Source organism: Streptomyces sp. NPDC020747 (assembly GCF_044334695.1).
In the GTDB taxonomy this organism is placed as follows: Bacteria; Actinomycetota; Actinomycetes; order Streptomycetales; family Streptomycetaceae; genus Streptomyces.
Map to the genome: position 1 here is coordinate 1 of NZ_JBIRTJ010000039.1, position 17,056 is coordinate 17,056.

The window sequence follows — 17,056 nt, forward strand, 5'->3', positions numbered from 1 at the left end:
GCACGGCGACACCCGCGCGGTAGGCACCGATGGCCTCGGTCGCCCGGTCCCGGTGAGCGAGGCCGGACGGCCAAGGGTCGCGCCGGAGGCTTCCGGCCTCGCCGCATGGCGCAGCCAGACCCTCCCCTAGACCGTCCGCCGCCGCGCCACTGCCCGACGCTGAGCTGTAACCAATCTCCCTGGACACCACAATTGGGGCTCGCAGAGAATCAAGCTGTTGCTTCCCGAATCCGGGCTCGTTCACCTGGTATGGGCATCCCTGACGCGACTCGTGACCAACTGGCCGTCAAGTTTGGGGTGTTGTTCCCGCATCTGGACGAGCGGTAGCGTCGGCTGCTGATGGGAGCCGAGGCCCGGGCCCTGGGACACGGCGGTATCCGGTTGGTCGCGCAGGCGGCTCAGGTCAGCGAGACCACTGTTCGCAAGGGCGTGGACGAGTTGGAGGCGGGCGAGGGACCGCTGGGGCGGGTTCGCCGTCCTGGCGGCGGGCGCAAGAAGGCCGCCGAGGTAGACCCGGGGCTGCGGCCGGCTCTGCTCGCACTGGTCGAGCCGGACATACGCGGGGATCCGATATCGCCGCTGCGCTGGACAACCAGGTCGACGAGGAAGCTCGCCGCCGAACTCACCCGCCAGGGGCACAAGGTGAGCGCGGACACGGTCGGGGACTTGCTCCGGGAGGAGGGCTTCAGCCTGCAAGCCAACGCGAAGACCATCGAGGGCGCACAGCACCCTGACCGTGATGCCCAGTTCCGCTATATCAACGACCGGGCCAAGGAACATATCGGTGCCGGGGACCCGGTGATCAGCGTGGACACCAAGAAGAAGGAGTTGGTCGGCGACTACAAGAACGCCGGGCGTGAGTGGCGGCCGACGGGCGAACCAGTGCTGGTCAAAACGCATGACTTCCTGGATCGACAGGGACCGGGCAAAGGCGATCCCATACGGCATCTACGACCTTGCGGCGAACACCGGCTGGGTCAGTGTCGGCACCGACCACGACACCGCCGAATTCCCTGTCGCTTCGATCCGCCGCTGGTGGCAGGCCCGCGGCCGTTACGACTACCCGCACGCCACCCGTCTCCTGATCACCGCGGACGCGGGCGGCTCCAATGGCTACCGCACCCGGGCCTGGAAGAGTGAACTGGCCGCTCTCGCCTCCGGAACTGGTCTGGAGATCACTGTCTGTCACCTACCGCCCGGGACCTCGAATTGGAACAAGATCGAGCACCGACTGTTCTCCCACATCTCCATGAACTGGCGCGGCAGACCGCTGACCAGCCATGAAGTCATCATGGACAGCATCGCGGCGACCACGACCCGCACCGGTCTGAAAGTCGAAGCTGAACTCGACACCGGTACCTACGACACCGGTGTGAAGGTCACCGACGCCGAGATCGATGCACTGGCAATGAGCCGGCACCGCTTCCAAGGCGACTGGAACTACACGCTCCGTCCTGCTGGTCCTCGCCCGGCCCCACACCATGAGACGGAATCCGCAGCAACCACCGCCACAACCGCCCACCCGGCCGCGCCCCCGGACGGCGTTGACACCCAAGCTCTCCGCGACCCGGAGCTGACCGGCATGACCACTGCCGAACTCGACGCGCTGGTGTGTGTTGATCCCGGCGCTCGCGGAACAACGCGAGCAAATCCGCCACGAGCGCCGGGGCGCCGAGCGCCGACGGCGGCGAGGTGCGGGTGCCAAGGACGAGCTCTCCGACGCAGACCGGATCCTCGCCACGTGCTCTGCCTCCGCAAGATCGGCACCCACGACCTGCTCGCCCAGCTCTTTGGCGTCACCGGAAACACTCTCACACCGGCCGTCCAGGAAGCTCGCTCGCTACTTGCCGAGCACGATCACGCGATCCACCCCTCAACTGCCAGATTCCGCACCACGATTGATGTGGCCGTCACCTCGACCGGTACGGAACACACCGCCCGAAGAAGATCAAACCCGCATGTAGATTCTCTGCGAGCCCTTAGGCCTACGGGGCCGGGCACAAGCCGTCATCCGGGCGTACGAGACGGGGGTTGGTGACCCCAGGTTCGAACTGAGTTCATCGGCTGGTTCGTCTGCTGCGGGCCGGTGGGGATGTTCACGCAGTTCCCAGCCACACTCCGTCACGCATGATGACCCAGCCTCGAAGCTCGGGCTCTCCGCGCCAAGCGCGCACCGTCATCGGCTCGACACGCAAGTAGAGGAATGGGGCTTCCTCCGTCCGCGGATCCCAGCCGAACTTGCCCGCGAACGCATCGGCAGCGTCCTTGGGTGCCTCGCTTGCGGAATAGGATTCCGCCTGGCCTTGCAGCAACACCACGTCGAACGTGTCCGGCAGCGACAAGCGTACCCGCGGTTCCTCGCGTACGTTGCGCGCGATCGCGGAGGCCTCACCGGTGCTCATCCATATCGCCCGCCCGTCCCACAGGAACCAGAGAGGCACCTGGTGCGGACCGTGGTCGGGGTGGGCTGTCGACAACCACAAGTCGCGCTCCGCGTCGAGCCGATCCAATGTGTCGCGCCTGCGCTCCGTCGCATTGCGACGCGTGATCTCTGTAGCTTGCATGGACGCCGACCCTAGTCAGCACGTACGCGACGCGCATCGGGCGCAGGACCTAGGCCATGTTCTGGAGGTCCCGACCGATTCACGAGGTCCGGCCGGTCGAAGCCTTCTCTAAAACACGCCTAGATGATCTATTCCAAGGGGTTCAGTGGTTCGTGCGTCGAGCGTGGATACCGCTCGCCCACGGTCAGGCGCTGTCCGGTGCTGCAGATACCAGTCGTGCCGCTGGTGGTAGTGGTGCGTGCTGAGGGCAGGCTTCGAACGCCTGGATCGCCAACCCTGCAAAGCGTCGGGAGGCCATGACCTGAGTGTCGGTCGATCTGGTGTGGATCCCCTTGTTCGCCATGAGGACGAGGATGAGGTCGTCCACGACGAAGTCGGACCGCAGGCGGCCTGCGTCCTTGGCCCGCTGGGCCAGTCCGGCGACCGTTCTCAACGTGTACTCACGGCCCGCGACATCCGGCGCCCCCGGGAAGGCCGACATGAAGGCTTCGCTGAAACCCCGATCCCGCGCATGTAGCTCAAAGATCTTCTCGATCACCAGGCAGAGGCCACGCCACGGATCGGGATCGGCGCACCCGTCGTCGACGATGGTGCGACATGCGCGCAACTGGTCCGCGAAGGCTTCGGTGGCCAGCACCTGCTTGGTCGGGAAGTGACGGTACAAGGTGGCAGGTCCGACCTCCGCGCGCCGCGCGATCTCCCGCATCGGCACGTCCAGGCCGTCGGCGGAAAACAGTGCTCGGGCCGCGTCGAGGATGCGCTCGCGGTTGTCCAGCGCGTCGGAACGCAGGGTGTGAGGCAAACGGTCGATCATGCTCTCACTTTACCTAAACGGACGGGGGCGTCCGTTAGCGTTCAAGACGTAGCAGCCCACCGAGATCATCGGGGCGCACAGCACCGGGACCGAACCCCTGCCGCGCCGTGAACCCTTTCCCGCCGTCGGCGGCGATCGGCGGCGGGTACTGAGCACGACGGCATTTGATCGGTCCGAGAACATGGGAGACGACATTGAAGGCAATCGCGATCCAGACGTACGGAGGTCCTGAAGGTCTGGCTGTTGTCGACCTGCCGGCTCCCGCACCTGCTGCCGGACAGGTGGTGATCGCCACCGAGGCCGTGGGGGTCGGTGGAGTCGACGCCGTGATCCGTAGCGGGGCCCTGGCCGCTTACGGCTTCAAGGAGGGCCACATCCCGGGCAGCGAGGTGGCGGGCACCGTGACCGCGGTCGGTGACGGCGTCGACGCCTCGTGGATCGGCGGGCGGGTGTGGGGCTTCACCGGAACCGGCGGAGGATACGTCGAACAGGCCCTCGTGCCGGTCGAGGAGATCGTTCCCCTACCCGTGAACCTGTCCGCGGTCGATGCGGTGACACTCGGCAGTTCCGGCGTGGTGGCCCACTTCGGGCTCCGCCACGCCCACTTCGCTCCCGGGGAGACGGTCCTGGTCCGTGGCGCGGCCGGCAGCATCGGGATCATGGCAGTGCAACTCGCCGCTCGCGGAGGCGCCGCCGCGGTGGCGGTTACCACCTCCTCGGCCGAGCGCGGTGAGCGGCTGCAACGTCTCGGCGCAACCCACGTGCTGGACCGCTCCGGCGTAGGAGGGGAACAAGCTCCCGCAGGCTATGACGTCATCATCGACGTGGTGGCCGGCAAGGACATGCCGTCGTTCCTCGACCGGCTCAACCCGAACGGCCGCATGGTGGCCGTGGGCGCTGTCGCAGGCCAGCCACCGGCGGACTTCGGCACGAAGATCATGGCGGCGTTCCAGAAGTCGATGTCCTTCGCCACTTTCAGCGCAGACACCGTCACCGGAGCCGACCTGCGTACCGTGCGGAGCGAGCAGTTCGCCGCAGCGAGCCGCGGCGAGATCGAAACAGTGGTGCACGAGGTGCTGCCACTGGACGCAGCCGTGCTGGCGCACCAGAAGATGTACGCGGGCGAGGTCTTCGGCAGGATCGTGCTGACACCGTAGTCGAAGGTCTCCACGCCGGGCTTGCCACGATCCCCTGCGCAGTCGCGGCGAGGGAGTCCAATGTCGATGCGTGAAGACAGAGTTGGGCTCCCTCGCGACCGCGCTCTACGTGAAGACCGATGATCTGCTGAAGGGTTCGCCGCAGTTCGGGCCATGGCGGCCGGCCGTGGGTATTGCGCCGCAGCTCAGCGACCTCGAGCTGGTGACCCTGGCGATGATGCAGGCCATGCTCGGCTTCACCTCCGAGGCGCGGTGGCTGCGGCACGCTCATGCCCACCTGCGGCACCTCTTCCCCTACCTGCCCAAGCAGCCCGGCTACAACAAGCGCCTGCGCAAGTCCGCAGACCTCGTCCGCCACGTGACCCGCACGCTGGCCCGGGACACCACGTTGTGGAGCGACGACGTATGGGTCGTGGACTCCACGCCGGTTCAGTGCGGCCGTTCCCGTGAGACCGTCAAGCGCTCCGACCTGGCCGGATGGGCCCAGTACGGGTACTGCGCCAGTCACACGCGTTACTTCTGGGGACTGCGGCTGCACCTGGTCTGCACACTGCACGGCCTGCCCGTCGCCTTCGCGCTGACCGGAGCCAAGGCCGACGAACGCGAGACCATGCTGGACCTGCTCGACCGCGAGTCCCAGCTCACCACAGAGCGCCCTGGCCAGATGCTGATCGGCGATAAGAACTACTTCGGCCACGAGTTCGAACAACGGCTGGCCGAGCTGGGTGTCCGGCTGCTGCGGCCGGCTCACAAAGGCGAGACCGAGCGGCCCGGATCGCATCTGTTCAAGCCGCTGCGACAGGTCATCGAGTCGATCAACGAAACCTTCAAGGGTCAACTCGACCTCGAACGGCACCGCGGCCGCACTCCCGGCGGAGTGGCCGTCCGCGTCCTGCAACGCATCCTCGCCCTCACCGCCGCAATCTGGCACAACGACCACACCGACCAGCCAGTCCTGCGCGCCTTGACCGCCTACGACCACTAAACCCCTTGGAATCGATCATCTAGCGGGAGGGGCGGCGGCCGAGAGCTACCTTCTGGGTGGGCACGGCAGGCAAGGCCAGCCCGGGTTCACAGCCACCGCTTGGCTGCTTCGACACTGTCGCCACCGCTGGTGTTGAACGCGATCGCAGCCTTTCGCGCATGCCGTCGGACCAGGTTCACGACCTGCTCGAAAAGCGGCAGAAGAGGTTCCGGCTTGCGGATCCCGCCACCGATGACGACGACGTCCCAATCACGCTCGGGCAGTGCCGCGATCATCGCGGGCACTGCTGACTCGTCCAGCACAATCAGCGTCATGGATGCATCGATGGCATGGTCACCGAAACGTGCCAGTTCCTGGTCGAGGGCCGCGCGGATCACGTCCCCGTCCATACCAGGCACTGTGTTCGGATCGACTCCAAGAATGAGAACGGAGGGCATGTCCCGGAGAACGATCAGCTGCTTTCGCTGGTTCCCGAAGCGCAACACTGCCCTCTGAGCACCGAGCCCGTTGCGAGGGCGAAGAGACACCTGGGGACTGACGTGAAGTTGGCCCTGGGGAACTGAGGCGGACCACCAGCAGTCTGCATTCACGAAGTATCGACTGCCGGAGAGGCTGTTCTTCTTGAGCCACCAGGCTTGTCGCCATCCAGAGCCGAGCCTGCGGCACCACGCCCTGACTCCCGCCCTCGATGCGGACACGCGGGTAGGAGGACGAGCCGTTCGTCACAGCAGAGAGTGGCGGCTGAGACCGATAGAGGCCAGGTAGCTGCGGGACGGCGCTCATAGCGGGGGCTGAATCCGCGATCGCGACGGGCTGCCGATTTCGCCCGTCGCGGGATCGAGCAGTCAGGTCGCCCGGGCCGCCGGCGCACCACGGCCGTAGGGCGCGGGGACAAGGGTGCAGAACCGACGTGTACGACAGGAGGACGGCTTCCGTCGTAGGCTGAATCTCGCGCATGATGGACAGGAGGCCGAGGTGGCCGAGACGGCGCTGACCGAGACGATGACGGCTGAGGTGATGGCCGAGCTGGCCGGGCTCGAGGACCCGAAAGCCCGCGCGGTGAACGAGAAGCACGGTGACGATCACGGTGTGAACCTCAGCAAGCTGCGCGCGCTCGCGAAGCAGCTGAAGACGCAGCAGGAACTCTCGTGCCGGCTCTGGGAGACGGGTGATACCGCGGCGAGACTGCTGGCCCTCCTGATCTGCCGCCCGAAGGCGTTCGAGCATGACGAGTTGGATGCCATGCTGCGTGAGGCGCGCCCACCCAAGGTGCATGACTGGCTCGTGAACTACGTGGTCAAGAAAAGCCCTCACTGCGAGGAGCTGCGACTGGCCTGGTTCGCGGATACGGATCCAGTGGTCGCGAGTGCGGGCTGGGCGCTCACCACCGAACGCGTGGCGAAGAAGCCCGAGGGCCTCGACCTCGTAGAACTGCTCGATGTCATCGAGGCGGAGATGAAAGACGCCCCGGATCGCCTGCAGTGGGCGATGAACCACTGCCTGGCTCAGATCGGGATCGAGCACCCCGAGCACCGCACTCGTGCGATCGACATCGGCGAGCGCCTGGAAGTACTCAAGGACTACCCGACTTCCCCAGGCTGCACGTCTCCGTTCGCCCCAATCTGGATCACCGAGATGGTGCGCAGACAGCACGACAAGTAGGAAAGTTCGCGCTCACGCTCGTGCCTCCGCAGAACGCGGCACCCGCTGCCAACCGGCCGTAAGAGGCTGCACGTCGTCTACGGCTGGAGAGCAAGCGGGGCCTGTTCCCGTCGATTGACGCGACCTGGCCGTTCGCCGCGAGGCAGACCTGTGAGCAACCGTCGAGCCGGTGAATCCGTACGTGTCCACGGACCTTCCTGCCCAGCCGGGGCACCCTCCAGTGCGTTCCCTGCCGAGGGATTGAATCCGCCACCCGCCTGGACGCGACTGTTCTTGAGTTAGTACTCCAGCCGTAGATCGTGATCTTCATGTCCGATTCGCGGCTTGTCGGCGGTAATGGCTGGCCTGGGCTCGGGCCTGGTGGCGGCGGCGCCAGGCGGACCAGCGGAGCCGGTGGGCTGCATCGTGCACGGGCCGGACGATCAGCGTCGTGAACAGTCGCTGGATCTCGTTGCAGGTGAGCGGGATCAGCTCGTCCGGGGCGGGATGGCGGGCGTGTTCGTCGGCGCGGACGACGGCGAGGAAGGCGTGAGCGAGCATGGCGAGGATGACCCAGCGGGACCAGGAGGTATGGCGGCGAACCTGGTGCTCGTCGAGTGCGGCCAGGCCCTTTCCGGATTGGAAGAACTCCTCCACCCGCCATCTTGATCCAGCGACTCTGACCAGCACGGCCAACGGCACGGACGCGGGCGAGTAGCTGCGGTAGTAGGCGAGTTCACGGGTGCTGCGGTTACGGCGGATCAGCAGCTGACGACTCCCGGGGCGGGGGTCGGCGAGGTCGATGACTGCCCAGTTGTAGACGCGGTGGCCCTTGGCCCCGGCCCCTGCGGAGAGCTTCTGCCAGGCCCGCTTGGGTACCTTCTTGGACAAGATGTCCGCACGGAACTTCCCCGCACCGGTGGTGACTTCGTGCGAGCAGGCCACCGCGAGGACGTAGCCGGTGCCGCGTTCCTCCAGTGCGGTTCGCAGCTTCGCGTTGCCGCCGTAGACCTCGTCGCCGACAACCCAGGCGGCCTGGTGGCCGGCGTCCAGGAACCGGGCGACCATACGAGTGGCCAGCTCCGGCTTGGTGGCGAAGGTGGTTTCCTCGGCAAGGCCCGCGGCGCGGCAGCGGTCGGGGTCGGAGGTCCAGGAGCGCGGAACGTAGAGTTCCCGGTCCACGGCGGTGTGGCCGCGCTTGCCTGCGTAAACCAGGTAGACGGCGACTTGGGAGTTCTCGATCCGGCCGGCTGTACCGGTGTATTGGCGCTGGACGCCGACCGTGCTGGTGCCCTTCTTCACATCGCCGGTCTCGTCGACCACCAGTACCGCCCGGTCGTCGTGCAGATGCTCCACCACGTACTCCCGTACGTCATCGCGTACCGCATCGGCATCCCACTTGGCCCGGCCCAACAGGTGCTGCATTCCGTCCGGAGTGGTCTCGCCGGCCCACTCCGCGATTGTCCAGCAGTTCTTGCGTGGCAGGTCGGCCAATAGACCGAGCACCAACCGCGCCGCCCTGCGCCGGGGTTCGACCCGCGCGAAGCGCCCCGCGATCCGGCCCATCAGACCCTCGAACGCGTCCCGCCAACGGGCGGGTTCTATGCTGTGACCTGCGGCCACCGTCTCTTCGTCAGTCCACACAACTCACGATGATCAACGGTGGCCGCAGCCGTCTTATCGTCGGCCCTGACCAGCCAACATTACGATCTGTGCCTGGAGTAGGCGGCGGTCGAAGGGGCGACGCAGGCGCACCGTCCCGTATCAGGAGGACATATGCGACGTGGCGAAGTCTGGTGGGCAGATTTCAACGAGCAGCGGGCAGTCGTACTGCTGTCGGGAGAAGAGGCGTCCGGTTTCTTGGCGATGCAGGTCGTCGCTCCTGCGGGCACCGATCTCAGCGGCGTGGCCGTTGAAGTGGCAGTAGGTGCCCCCGAAGGACTGCCTCTCGAAGGCGTCCTGAGAGTCGCACTTCCACGTCCCGACCTCATCCCTTGCACTTGGCTGGTCACCCTGGGCAGGGAAGACCTGACCGGGCAGGCGGGCGTCCTGCCGTCCGCGAAGCTCAGCGAGATCGAGGATGCCCTTCGTCTCGGTGGACTCAAGTAGGCAGAGAGGGATGGACGCCGCCGATGGCGCGGCCGGTCTCGTCGAGATGGTCAATGGTGGCCGCGCCGTATCAGCGGCGCCCCCACTCACAAGATCACGATCTACGGCTGGAGTATTAGCTCGGGAGTAGTTGACGAGATCCCGTCCGATCGGAAGATCGGGCGGGATCTTCGTCGTTTCCGGGTGGTGTTCGATGCGGTGTCCGAATGCGCGGGACGTCACGGGTGGCTGCTGGTGGGGATTTCGCCGCGGGATCGGTGGTGATTCGGTGCGGGAAACGGGGCGAGGCCGTCGCCGGGCAGGCCGAAGCCTGGGACGTGGTGCGGTGAGCCTCCCTCCGACGGCAGATCACTGAAGGGCTCCGCTTCGTGGGCCGGGACCGGTACCTGCGACCGATGGTCGCGTGGGGCGCTGTGATCAACATGGCGCTGATGGGCTACCAGGCCATCCAAGTCGTGTTCCTGGTCCGCACGGTCGGGCTGAACCCGGCCATGGTCGGGCTGCTGCTGACCAGCGGTAGCACCGGCGGCATCGTGGGCGCGCTGGTGGCCACCAGGGTCAGCCAGCGGTTCGGCACGGCTCGCGGGCTGCTTATCCTGCAGGTCGCCACCGCGCCGTTCGTATTGCTCCTGCCGATGACCACGGCGGGGCCGGGGCTGCTGCTGTTCGCGATGGGAGCCTTCCTCGTCGGGATCGGTATCTCCGTGGCCAACATCGTGGTGGGCAGCTTCCGGCAGACCTACTGCCCGCCGCACATGCTCGGCCGGGTCGTGGCGACAGCCATGATGATCAACCACAGCACCATCCCGCTCGGGTCCCTCCTCGGCGGTGTGCTCGGCGATGCCGTCGGGTACCGGCCGGCCATGTGGATCATGACGGGTATCGTCGCGCCCAGCTGGCTCATCCTTGCCATGAGCCCGATGCGCCGCGAACGCGACCTTCCGCAGACCCACGAGCCGGAACAGGTGCACACCAAGGGCTGACGAAAGACGAAAAGGCGCCACCCGACCAGTGCGAGATCCGCAAGTCGGCGGGCGTCCTGCACACGCCGTGGGAAACGATCAACAACCGAACGGGAAACGATCTCCAAGACCCTTCACCACTGCATGTCAGCCCCACTCGTGAACACCCGACGCACGACTGTTCTTGAGTTAGCTCGGGAATGGTTGGCGAGATCCCGTCCGATCTGATTGATCGGTCGGGATCTTGGCGTTTCCGGGGTCTGTTCGAGGCGGTGTCCGAATAGGGCTGGCGTTGATGGGCCTTGCGCTCATTCAAAGATAGCGAGGAACGCGGGCCGCCCGCCCCCGTTCGACGGGGGCGGGCAATCGATTCGGCAAGTCGCTTGTGGAACTTGGTGCACCGCGAACGCCACCGGGTGTTAGCGAGAGGCGGGGGCGAGTTCGACGCCAAGCTGGCGCAGCCACTCCAGGTTGTCGTACTGCACCCATTCTTCCGCCAACCTACCGTCCTCGTCGTAGCGGAAGACATTGATCAGCGTCAGCGTCACCTGCTTGCCGTGCGGCTGTACAGTTCCGACCGGCGTCGGATCAAAAGGCTTGTCGAAGACGCCGCCCATCTCCGTCCGGCAACCGATCGCATTCCCAGCAGAGACGATCTCGTATCGCTCGCAGTAGTAGTTTGTGAATGCGTCGCGCATCTGACCGAAGAAGATTTCAAGCCCCTCGAACCCGAGGTCACCGTCGGGGCTGTGGAACTTGAAGTCTTCACTGAAATAGGCACGCAGTGCGCTCGGATTCTCCTTGGAGATGGCGTCTCGTCCGATTCGGATGAGCGCGCGGGAGCGCTCGTCGTAGCGGGTGTCATCGGGAGAGATGAAATTAGACATGTTGTTTCCTCTGGATCGGGCTGAAGGTGCCATGTCGCGTCGAGTCATGCATCTGCCCGAGCTGGACACCAATTGTGGAACCTGGACTCAGATTCCGGGTCAAAATGCGCAGGGACGGATTCCGTGCAGTTGGAGAAGGTTCCGGCTTGCGCGGCGGGACCAAATTTGGCAGTCAAGTTGCGGCGGCCGTCGCGTCGAACTCACGTAACTGGAATTCTGGATGGTAAAGGCCAGTTCCAGCTGCTCTTCGGGAACTCGGTGTAGGGAAACCCGCTTCAGTTCGACACGCTTCGACTCCAGATTCGGCGCGGCAATGCATCACTAAACGAATCTCTGCGCCAACTGATTTTATGCCGGGCGGGCGAGGTCGAAGGCGGCGAGCTTCTGCACTGTTTCGTCCATATAGACAGCATTGCATTGCTGAAGCTATTCGACCAGCGACGGCTTTTCATCGCTCCCATGCGAAAACAGCATGGCTGGGCGCCGCCCCCGGCCCGATCACCCGAGCGAGGCCCACCTCTTCTCGCCTTGACGTGCGCGCAGGGGCCCGCCGTCCTCGCACGCTCCCTCTCTCTCGCGTCTCCGCACACAGCCCGCTGTCACGTCACCGCGCCATGCCGGGCCTGGAGATCGTTCTTTGCCCGTCTCTCGGTTCACGCATACCGTCGGGTCATGCCAGAACTGACGTTGACGGGCCTGCGGGTCACGCTCGAAGTAGCTCAGTGCGGATCTTTCACAGCGGCGGCAGAAGCGCTCGGCTACACACAGTCCGCAGTGTCTCGCCAGGTCATCGCCACGGAGGCCGCGGTGGGAGCCCCGCTGTTCGAGCGGCATGCCCGCGGGGTTCGGCCGACACTGTCCGGGGAGACGCTGCTGCGGCACGCGCGCCGCATGCTGGCGCATGCGCAAGCGGCCGAGCTGGAGATCGCCGGGCTCCGCGACCGCCTCGCCGGCCGCCTGGCCGTCGGCGCGTACCCCACCGCAGCGGCTGCGCTCGTGCCCCGGGCTATCGCACGCTTGCGAAAGGCACACCCGGCCCTCACCGTGAGCCTATGGGAGACGGGCAGCCCCGCCCAGCTGCGCCGCCTGCGTGCGGGCCGCATCGAGATGGCTGTAGTGGCAATCGGGGAAGGACTTCCCGACTACGACTTCACCGGGCTGCGCATCGAGGCCATCGGCGCCGGCCCCGGCATTGGCGTGGCCGTCCACGCGGCCCATCCGCTGGCTTCCCGGGACGAGGTGCACGTCGACGAGCTGGCGCAGGAGGCCTGGATCGTGGGAGTCGGCAAGGAGGGCGCACCCCAGTTCGGCGCGTGGCCCACCCTTGAAGCTCCGCGGGTGGCCTACGAGGCGCGCGGCTGGCAGACACGCCTGGGGCTCGTTGCCGCAGGATTGGGCATCTCGGTGCTGCCCGGTTTGGCCGCGGACACCATCCCGCAGGGTGTGAAATGGCTGCGTGTCGAGGATCCCGCGTTCGTACCCAGAAGACAGACCGCGATGGTCACGGCGCTCGACGCGTCGGCCGGCGCGCGAGCCATGCTCCAAGCCATGCGCGACGAGATCACCGGACTCGCCACGGAGCGCCAATCAGCCGTATGACGGATCGGTGGCGGCGGGCTTGGGATGGCCGTCTGCTTCAGCGACTTGTCGATCTCCGTGACATGTTTCGCCCGCACGGGGAGCTTGCGCGCCGACAGCTCGTCCCCGCCGCCGACGTCCAACGCTTCGCCGCAACCCTCGTGCACAGCACGGAGGATGTCCGGGTGCAGGGCGACTGGGTGTTCCAGTACGGCTCCGGGTCGGCCTGGCGCACCCGATCATCGTAAGAGCATGGCCAGGGGCTCCACATACGGGCTGGCGGGTTCACCGGTACTGGGAAACGATCTACGACAGGATGGGGAACGATCTCCAACCGATGTCCTCGGCCCCTGATCAGGCGTACTCGTGAACACCCCTGGACGCAACCGCTGGATGGTGGAGCCCACCGGGTGACTGACCGACTAGCGACGCTTGCAGCGGCTCTACGAACGCCGGGCCAACGACTTCACATCCTTCGTCGCTGACGCCTCGGCCCTCATCCGCTACCGCCGACTCGCCAAGCAAGTGCCCCAGCACCCTGACGTGGGAGGAGTTGACGCCGCGCTCGAATGTGGCGGGTCGCCCCTGCTGCCGCGTCGCCGACCGTAGGTCTGCTGGTCGGCGGGAATCGTGATGGCCATGCGGATGCTCCGCCTGCGCAGATACTCGCGGATGGCACGGGGAAATACACCTTGTCGGCCATGACCACGTCGGGCCGCGTGCCAGGCCGACCGCCCGGTCAGGGCACTCGCAGCTGGGCCATGACACTGTCGACAACTGGTGCGTCGCCCGCTCGTCCGGCGGTCAGGAAGAAGGCCCGCCAGGGCCGGCAACAGCCATCAGCCGCAAGAAGGATCTCGTGGTCGGTCCGATGCGGGACCGGCCGATGGCGTGGTCGTCCGGCTCGCCGCTCAGGCCTCTTGTCGCGGGCCCCGGTCGCGTGCTGGTGAGAGCGCACGATCGTGGCGGCCACCGGGACCGCCCGGCTTGGGGTTCTCGTCGGCGTCGGCCTGGGTCATCAAGGCGGTGAACACTCGCTCCCAGGTACCGTCAACGGCACCTGATCCGCAGCCGGTTGGAGACACCTCGCCAGTTGCCGTACTTCTCCGGCAGGTGCGCCCGCTGGAACCGGCCCGAAACTTGTAACTGATCGCATCGGTCACTTCACAGCGATCGCTGGCGGCTGCCCCGTTTCGGCGTCCGGCCCGGAGGCAGCAGCTCGATCCGCGCCCACGGAGCGTCAGCCAACGGGCACACCTGGACCAACGTTCGACTGACCGAATCGAGACTGCCTGGTGGCAGGCCGTCGGCAATGACGAACCTGTGAAGACTGCATGATCCGGGCAGAGACATGGCCCGACTCCCCTTGGGACGATGACCCGCTGTACTCCACGACTACGACACAAGGTGGTTCATTCCGTGAGACTGACCCGCGCGACCCTCGCCGTGGCCGCCGGCGCCCTCGCTCCGGCCCTGCTGCTGTCCACTCCGTCCTTGGCCGGCGCCACGACACCGTCGCCGGCCGCCGTGGCTGGAGCAGACGCGGGCTCCCCCTACGACGAGATGGACGCGGACGACCTGCGCATCGCGATCCTCCGTGTCCTGGCCGACCCGGACAGCGGCAAGCGCGTGACCCGAGAGGCCAACGAGCTCCTCGACGACGGCACCGTGGAGGAGATGCGCGCCTGGCTCGAGACCGGTTACCGCCTCGCTCAGGCCGAGGACGACCGCGTCGCCATCGCCAGGATCCTCGCCGACCCCGACAGCGGCAAGGCCGTCGTCCGTGAAGCCAACGAGGCCCTCGACGACGGCAGCCCCGAAGTCGTACGCGAGTTCCTCGAGACCGGTCTCCGTCTCGCTCAGGCCGAGGACGACCGCGTCGCCATCGCGCGAATACTGGCCGATCCCGACATCAGCGACGCCCTGCGTGCGGCGGCGAACACGGCCCTGGACGACAACACCCCGGAAGCGCTGCGCTACTTCCTCGAGGTCGGCCAGTACGAGGTTGACGGCTAGGGCCTGCCGTTCGGATCGGGCCGGATCAGGGAGCGGGGTCTGGGGCGTGTCCCCGCAAGGCGGAGGAGGCAGTCAGCGCGGAGTGTTGCCGACTGGCAGCAACGCCGCAGAAATGCGTGCTGGGCTCCGATGTCCGGCGTGATCCAAACGACGGGTTCTGGCCATCGTTGAAGTCATCTCGTGTTGACAGTTGGGTAGCCTGCCGTCGTGGGAATCGAACTGAACACTGACGGCTGGCTGGAAGAAACTCGGGCGTCCTATGACACCGTCGCCGCCAGCTATGCGGACCAGATGCGCAACCTGCTGGATGAAACGCCCGATGAACGCGAGTTCCTGGCGCTGTTCGCCGACCGGGTGCGCATCAGTGGCGCGGGGCCGGTCGCGGACGTGGGATGCGGGCCGGGGAGGATCACGGCCCACCTGAGCGACTTGGGCGTGGACGCGTTCGGGATCGACCTTTCGCCCCGGATGATCGAGGTTGCTCGGCGCGATCACCCCGGCCTACGGTTCGAGCTCGGCTCGATGACCGACCTCGACCTTGCCGATGGCTCGATGACCGGCCTGGTCGCCTGGTACTCGCTGATCCACGTCCCCGACGACGAGATCAGCTCGGTTTTCGCCCACTTCAAGCGAGTGGTCCGGCCTGGTGGCCCGCTGTTGATCGGCTTCCACGTCGGTGATGAATCACAGCTCAAGACGCGGGGCTACGGCGACCACCCGATGAAGATCTACGTCCATCGTCGACAGCACAGCCACATGGCCGCTTGGCTCAACAATGCCGGCTTCACCGTCGAGGCCCACAAAACTCTCACCTCAGCCGAGAGCACACTCGGGGGAATCGTTCTCGCGCGCCGCCAGCCTGATAGCCGGTAGGCCATAGACCGTTCTACGACCCGGCGGTGACTTCCAAGGCGTGTCGAGCTCGATCTCTCGAGTGTCAGGTTCTCGGGTGATGCCTCGGGCGGAGCGATTGCCGCAAGTAGCGAGAAATTTGACGCCCCTCAACACCGTCTCGGGCGTGGGGATATCCCGTATCAAGGTGATCAGCACCAGGCGGTGCAAGGTCAAGAGCACACGGGCGCGCCAACAGCCCACATAGACATGTCTATACGGTGTCCCGGAATCGGACCGGTTCGCCTGGAAGCGCCGTCAGTCCCTGGTCCAGGCGCGGAGTTGGGCGGCGAGCTCCTGCACACGCGCACCCTTGTGCCGGGCACGCATCACGAGTGCGAGCGCCTCTTCAGGCTCGTAGCGCATGTAGTGCCCGTTGGTGTTCAGAAAGACCTCGGCGACCATCCACGCGAAGAACGGATTCTTGTCGTCCAGCGGCTCATGAAGGGCGACGGACTCGAGCATCGCTGCGGCCTTGAGCCAGTCGCTGGAATAGACGTCGCGGCCCATGTAGTGGGCCTGAACGCGGGCGCAGACGCCATCAAGGACGCCGAGGTCGAGACAGGCGGGATCTCCGGGGAGCGTCTGGGCGATCTGCAGAAGTTCTTGTGGGGTGAGGTAGCGCGTCACGCGGCGTGGCCGTGCTGCTCGATCTCGTGCAGATCGCGGCTGCTCATCGGCGCCGGGTCGGGCCAGGCCGCGCTGTCGTCACCGGCGGCTCGCGTGTCCTGCGTGCCGAAGACCTCCGCAAGGCTCCCAACACGGTCGCCTGCGTCACCGAGGGCCTTGATGAACGGGTCGTCGGCAGCCGCGAGCGCGGCGTCACGGACGAAGACCTGCGGGGTCTTGCCCACGAGCTGAGCGGCCCGTTCAACACGCGCGTACTGATCCGGGTCGAACCCGGACACCGGGGCACCATTCTCGTCCATATGAGCGACGGTACCAGCGTGTCCGGGCGAGAACCTGCGATTGTCGGCGCAGTCTCTGGGCCGATTTCCCGGAGCGCTCCTGTCCACACCCTCTCCGGGCATACGGCGAAGCCCGACCCGTACTCCCCCGGCACGGAGGCCACTGCCGGACCCAGGAGACCGATTCCGAGTATGTCTCTGTTGGCGCGCAGAACGGTTTGGTTCGGGGTCTTCGCGTGCAGCAACATGAGCGCGCCGAGCAGCAGCGCCAACGCCGCGAGCACCGGGCCGCGCCTCGATGACTCCGGCCGGGAGCTGATGCGGGTCGTCCGGCGGATGTCCGCACGCCAGGCACCGGAGCCACTGTCCCGGGCGTCGGCTCGGCCCTGTCTGGCCTCCGCCTTGTCCACCTACGCCCCCGACGCCATTGTCGGGACTGTAAGACGTTTGGGTCTGTTCCGTAGTCGGTGGTGACGGTGAGTGCTCGCCTGTGATCATTGGGCGTGCATGATGCGAACACGCTTGTGGGAACGGTGTTTTCGGG

Annotated in this window: 15 protein-coding genes and 1 pseudogene; 9 read left to right on the forward strand and 7 right to left on the reverse strand. The window is 66.3% G+C overall.

Annotated features, from left to right (window positions below; genetic code table 11):
- Positions 1 to 339: 339 nt before the first annotated feature.
- Positions 340 to 1,451 (forward strand): annotated as a pseudogene (locus ACH4YP_RS47565) (ISAzo13 family transposase); the annotation flags it as partial.
- A gap of 645 nt (positions 1,452 to 2,096) precedes the next feature.
- Here the strand turns inward: ACH4YP_RS47565 and ACH4YP_RS47570 are convergent.
- Complete coding sequence (locus ACH4YP_RS47570; protein ID WP_398497808.1) at positions 2,097 to 2,564, reverse strand: pyridoxamine 5'-phosphate oxidase family protein; 468 nt, start codon at positions 2,562 to 2,564, stop codon at positions 2,097 to 2,099.
- Positions 2,565 to 2,748: 184 nt separating this feature from the next.
- Positions 2,749 to 3,378: a TetR/AcrR family transcriptional regulator gene (locus tag ACH4YP_RS47575; RefSeq protein ID WP_398497810.1), complete on the reverse strand. Its 630-nt coding sequence runs from the start codon at positions 3,376 to 3,378 to the stop codon at positions 2,749 to 2,751.
- Between the two features lie 194 nt (positions 3,379 to 3,572).
- Between ACH4YP_RS47575 and ACH4YP_RS47580 the strand changes: the two genes are divergently transcribed.
- Positions 3,573 to 4,535 (forward strand): zinc-binding dehydrogenase, encoded by a 963-nt coding sequence (locus ACH4YP_RS47580; RefSeq protein ID WP_398497812.1) that lies wholly within the window; start codon positions 3,573 to 3,575, stop codon positions 4,533 to 4,535.
- Between the two features lie 70 nt (positions 4,536 to 4,605).
- Positions 4,606 to 5,520 (forward strand): IS982 family transposase, encoded by a 915-nt coding sequence (locus ACH4YP_RS47585; protein ID WP_398497813.1) that lies wholly within the window; start codon positions 4,606 to 4,608, stop codon positions 5,518 to 5,520.
- Positions 5,521 to 5,606: 86 nt separating this feature from the next.
- Here ACH4YP_RS47585 and ACH4YP_RS47590 read toward each other — a convergent pair whose 3' ends face one another.
- The gene (locus ACH4YP_RS47590) at positions 5,607 to 5,957 is read right to left on the reverse strand and encodes a hypothetical protein (RefSeq protein WP_398497815.1); all 351 of its coding nucleotides are present in this window, start codon (positions 5,955 to 5,957) and stop codon (positions 5,607 to 5,609) included.
- 565 nt (positions 5,958 to 6,522) lie between these two features.
- Here ACH4YP_RS47590 and ACH4YP_RS47595 point away from each other — a divergent pair.
- Positions 6,523 to 7,182 (forward strand): DNA alkylation repair protein, encoded by a 660-nt coding sequence (locus ACH4YP_RS47595; protein WP_398497827.1) that lies wholly within the window; start codon positions 6,523 to 6,525, stop codon positions 7,180 to 7,182.
- A gap of 306 nt (positions 7,183 to 7,488) precedes the next feature.
- Here the strand turns inward: ACH4YP_RS47595 and ACH4YP_RS47600 are convergent, their stop codons facing one another.
- A complete protein-coding gene (locus tag ACH4YP_RS47600) occupies positions 7,489 to 8,727 on the reverse strand; it encodes an IS701 family transposase (protein WP_398497828.1) in 1,239 nt (412 codons plus the stop codon).
- Between the two features lie 210 nt (positions 8,728 to 8,937).
- On the opposite strand from ACH4YP_RS47600, the gene ACH4YP_RS47605 reads away from it, so the two are divergent.
- On the forward strand, positions 8,938 to 9,270 hold the full coding sequence (locus ACH4YP_RS47605) for a type II toxin-antitoxin system PemK/MazF family toxin (protein WP_398497816.1): 333 nt from the start codon (positions 8,938 to 8,940) through the stop codon (positions 9,268 to 9,270).
- 347 nt (positions 9,271 to 9,617) lie between these two features.
- Complete coding sequence (locus ACH4YP_RS47610; protein ID WP_398497830.1) at positions 9,618 to 10,253, forward strand: MFS transporter; 636 nt, start codon at positions 9,618 to 9,620, stop codon at positions 10,251 to 10,253.
- A gap of 398 nt (positions 10,254 to 10,651) precedes the next feature.
- Here ACH4YP_RS47610 and ACH4YP_RS47615 read toward each other — a convergent pair whose 3' ends face one another.
- On the reverse strand, positions 10,652 to 11,119 hold the full coding sequence (locus tag ACH4YP_RS47615) for an ester cyclase (RefSeq protein WP_398497818.1): 468 nt from the start codon (positions 11,117 to 11,119) through the stop codon (positions 10,652 to 10,654).
- 672 nt (positions 11,120 to 11,791) lie between these two features.
- On the opposite strand from ACH4YP_RS47615, the gene ACH4YP_RS47620 reads away from it, so the two are divergent.
- The 3 genes from ACH4YP_RS47620 (at position 11,792) to ACH4YP_RS47630 (ending at position 15,586) form a co-directional block, all read left to right on the forward strand.
- On the forward strand, positions 11,792 to 12,718 hold the full coding sequence (locus ACH4YP_RS47620; protein ID WP_398497820.1) for a LysR family transcriptional regulator: 927 nt from the start codon (positions 11,792 to 11,794) through the stop codon (positions 12,716 to 12,718).
- A 1,398-nt stretch (positions 12,719 to 14,116) separates the two neighbouring features.
- Positions 14,117 to 14,713: an ALF repeat-containing protein gene (locus ACH4YP_RS47625; protein WP_398497822.1), complete on the forward strand. Its 597-nt coding sequence runs from the start codon at positions 14,117 to 14,119 to the stop codon at positions 14,711 to 14,713.
- Positions 14,714 to 14,932: 219 nt separating this feature from the next.
- The gene (locus ACH4YP_RS47630; protein ID WP_398497832.1) at positions 14,933 to 15,586 is read left to right on the forward strand and encodes a class I SAM-dependent DNA methyltransferase; all 654 of its coding nucleotides are present in this window, start codon (positions 14,933 to 14,935) and stop codon (positions 15,584 to 15,586) included.
- A gap of 276 nt (positions 15,587 to 15,862) precedes the next feature.
- Here the strand turns inward: ACH4YP_RS47630 and ACH4YP_RS47635 are convergent, their stop codons facing one another.
- Complete coding sequence (locus tag ACH4YP_RS47635; RefSeq protein ID WP_398497824.1) at positions 15,863 to 16,234, reverse strand: type II toxin-antitoxin system death-on-curing family toxin; 372 nt, start codon at positions 16,232 to 16,234, stop codon at positions 15,863 to 15,865.
- Positions 16,231 to 16,533: a hypothetical protein gene (locus ACH4YP_RS47640; protein WP_398497825.1), complete on the reverse strand. Its 303-nt coding sequence runs from the start codon at positions 16,531 to 16,533 to the stop codon at positions 16,231 to 16,233. Before ACH4YP_RS47640 ends, ACH4YP_RS47635 begins: the two co-directional genes overlap by 4 nt.
- Positions 16,534 to 17,056 lie beyond the last annotated feature (523 nt).

Excerpts from the sequence above, each read along its gene's own strand:
- ACH4YP_RS47595 (WP_398497827.1), top strand. The coding sequence starts at position 6,523 with ATGACGGCTGAGGTGATGGCCGAGCTGGCCGGGCTCGAGGACCCGAAA.
- ACH4YP_RS47620 (WP_398497820.1), top strand. The coding sequence starts at position 11,792 with ATGCCAGAACTGACGTTGACGGGCCTGCGGGTCACGCTCGAAGTAGCT.
- ACH4YP_RS47590 (WP_398497815.1), bottom strand. The coding sequence starts at position 5,957 with ATGCCCTCCGTTCTCATTCTTGGAGTCGATCCGAACACAGTGCCTGGT.
- ACH4YP_RS47615 (WP_398497818.1), bottom strand. The coding sequence starts at position 11,119 with ATGTCTAATTTCATCTCTCCCGATGACACCCGCTACGACGAGCGCTCC.
- ACH4YP_RS47570 (WP_398497808.1), bottom strand. The coding sequence starts at position 2,564 with ATGCAAGCTACAGAGATCACGCGTCGCAATGCGACGGAGCGCAGGCGC.
- ACH4YP_RS47605 (WP_398497816.1), top strand. The coding sequence starts at position 8,938 with ATGCGACGTGGCGAAGTCTGGTGGGCAGATTTCAACGAGCAGCGGGCA.
- ACH4YP_RS47575 (WP_398497810.1), bottom strand. The coding sequence starts at position 3,378 with ATGATCGACCGTTTGCCTCACACCCTGCGTTCCGACGCGCTGGACAAC.
- ACH4YP_RS47600 (WP_398497828.1), bottom strand. The coding sequence starts at position 8,727 with ATGGGCCGGATCGCGGGGCGCTTCGCGCGGGTCGAACCCCGGCGCAGG.
- ACH4YP_RS47640 (WP_398497825.1), bottom strand. The coding sequence starts at position 16,533 with ATGGACGAGAATGGTGCCCCGGTGTCCGGGTTCGACCCGGATCAGTAC.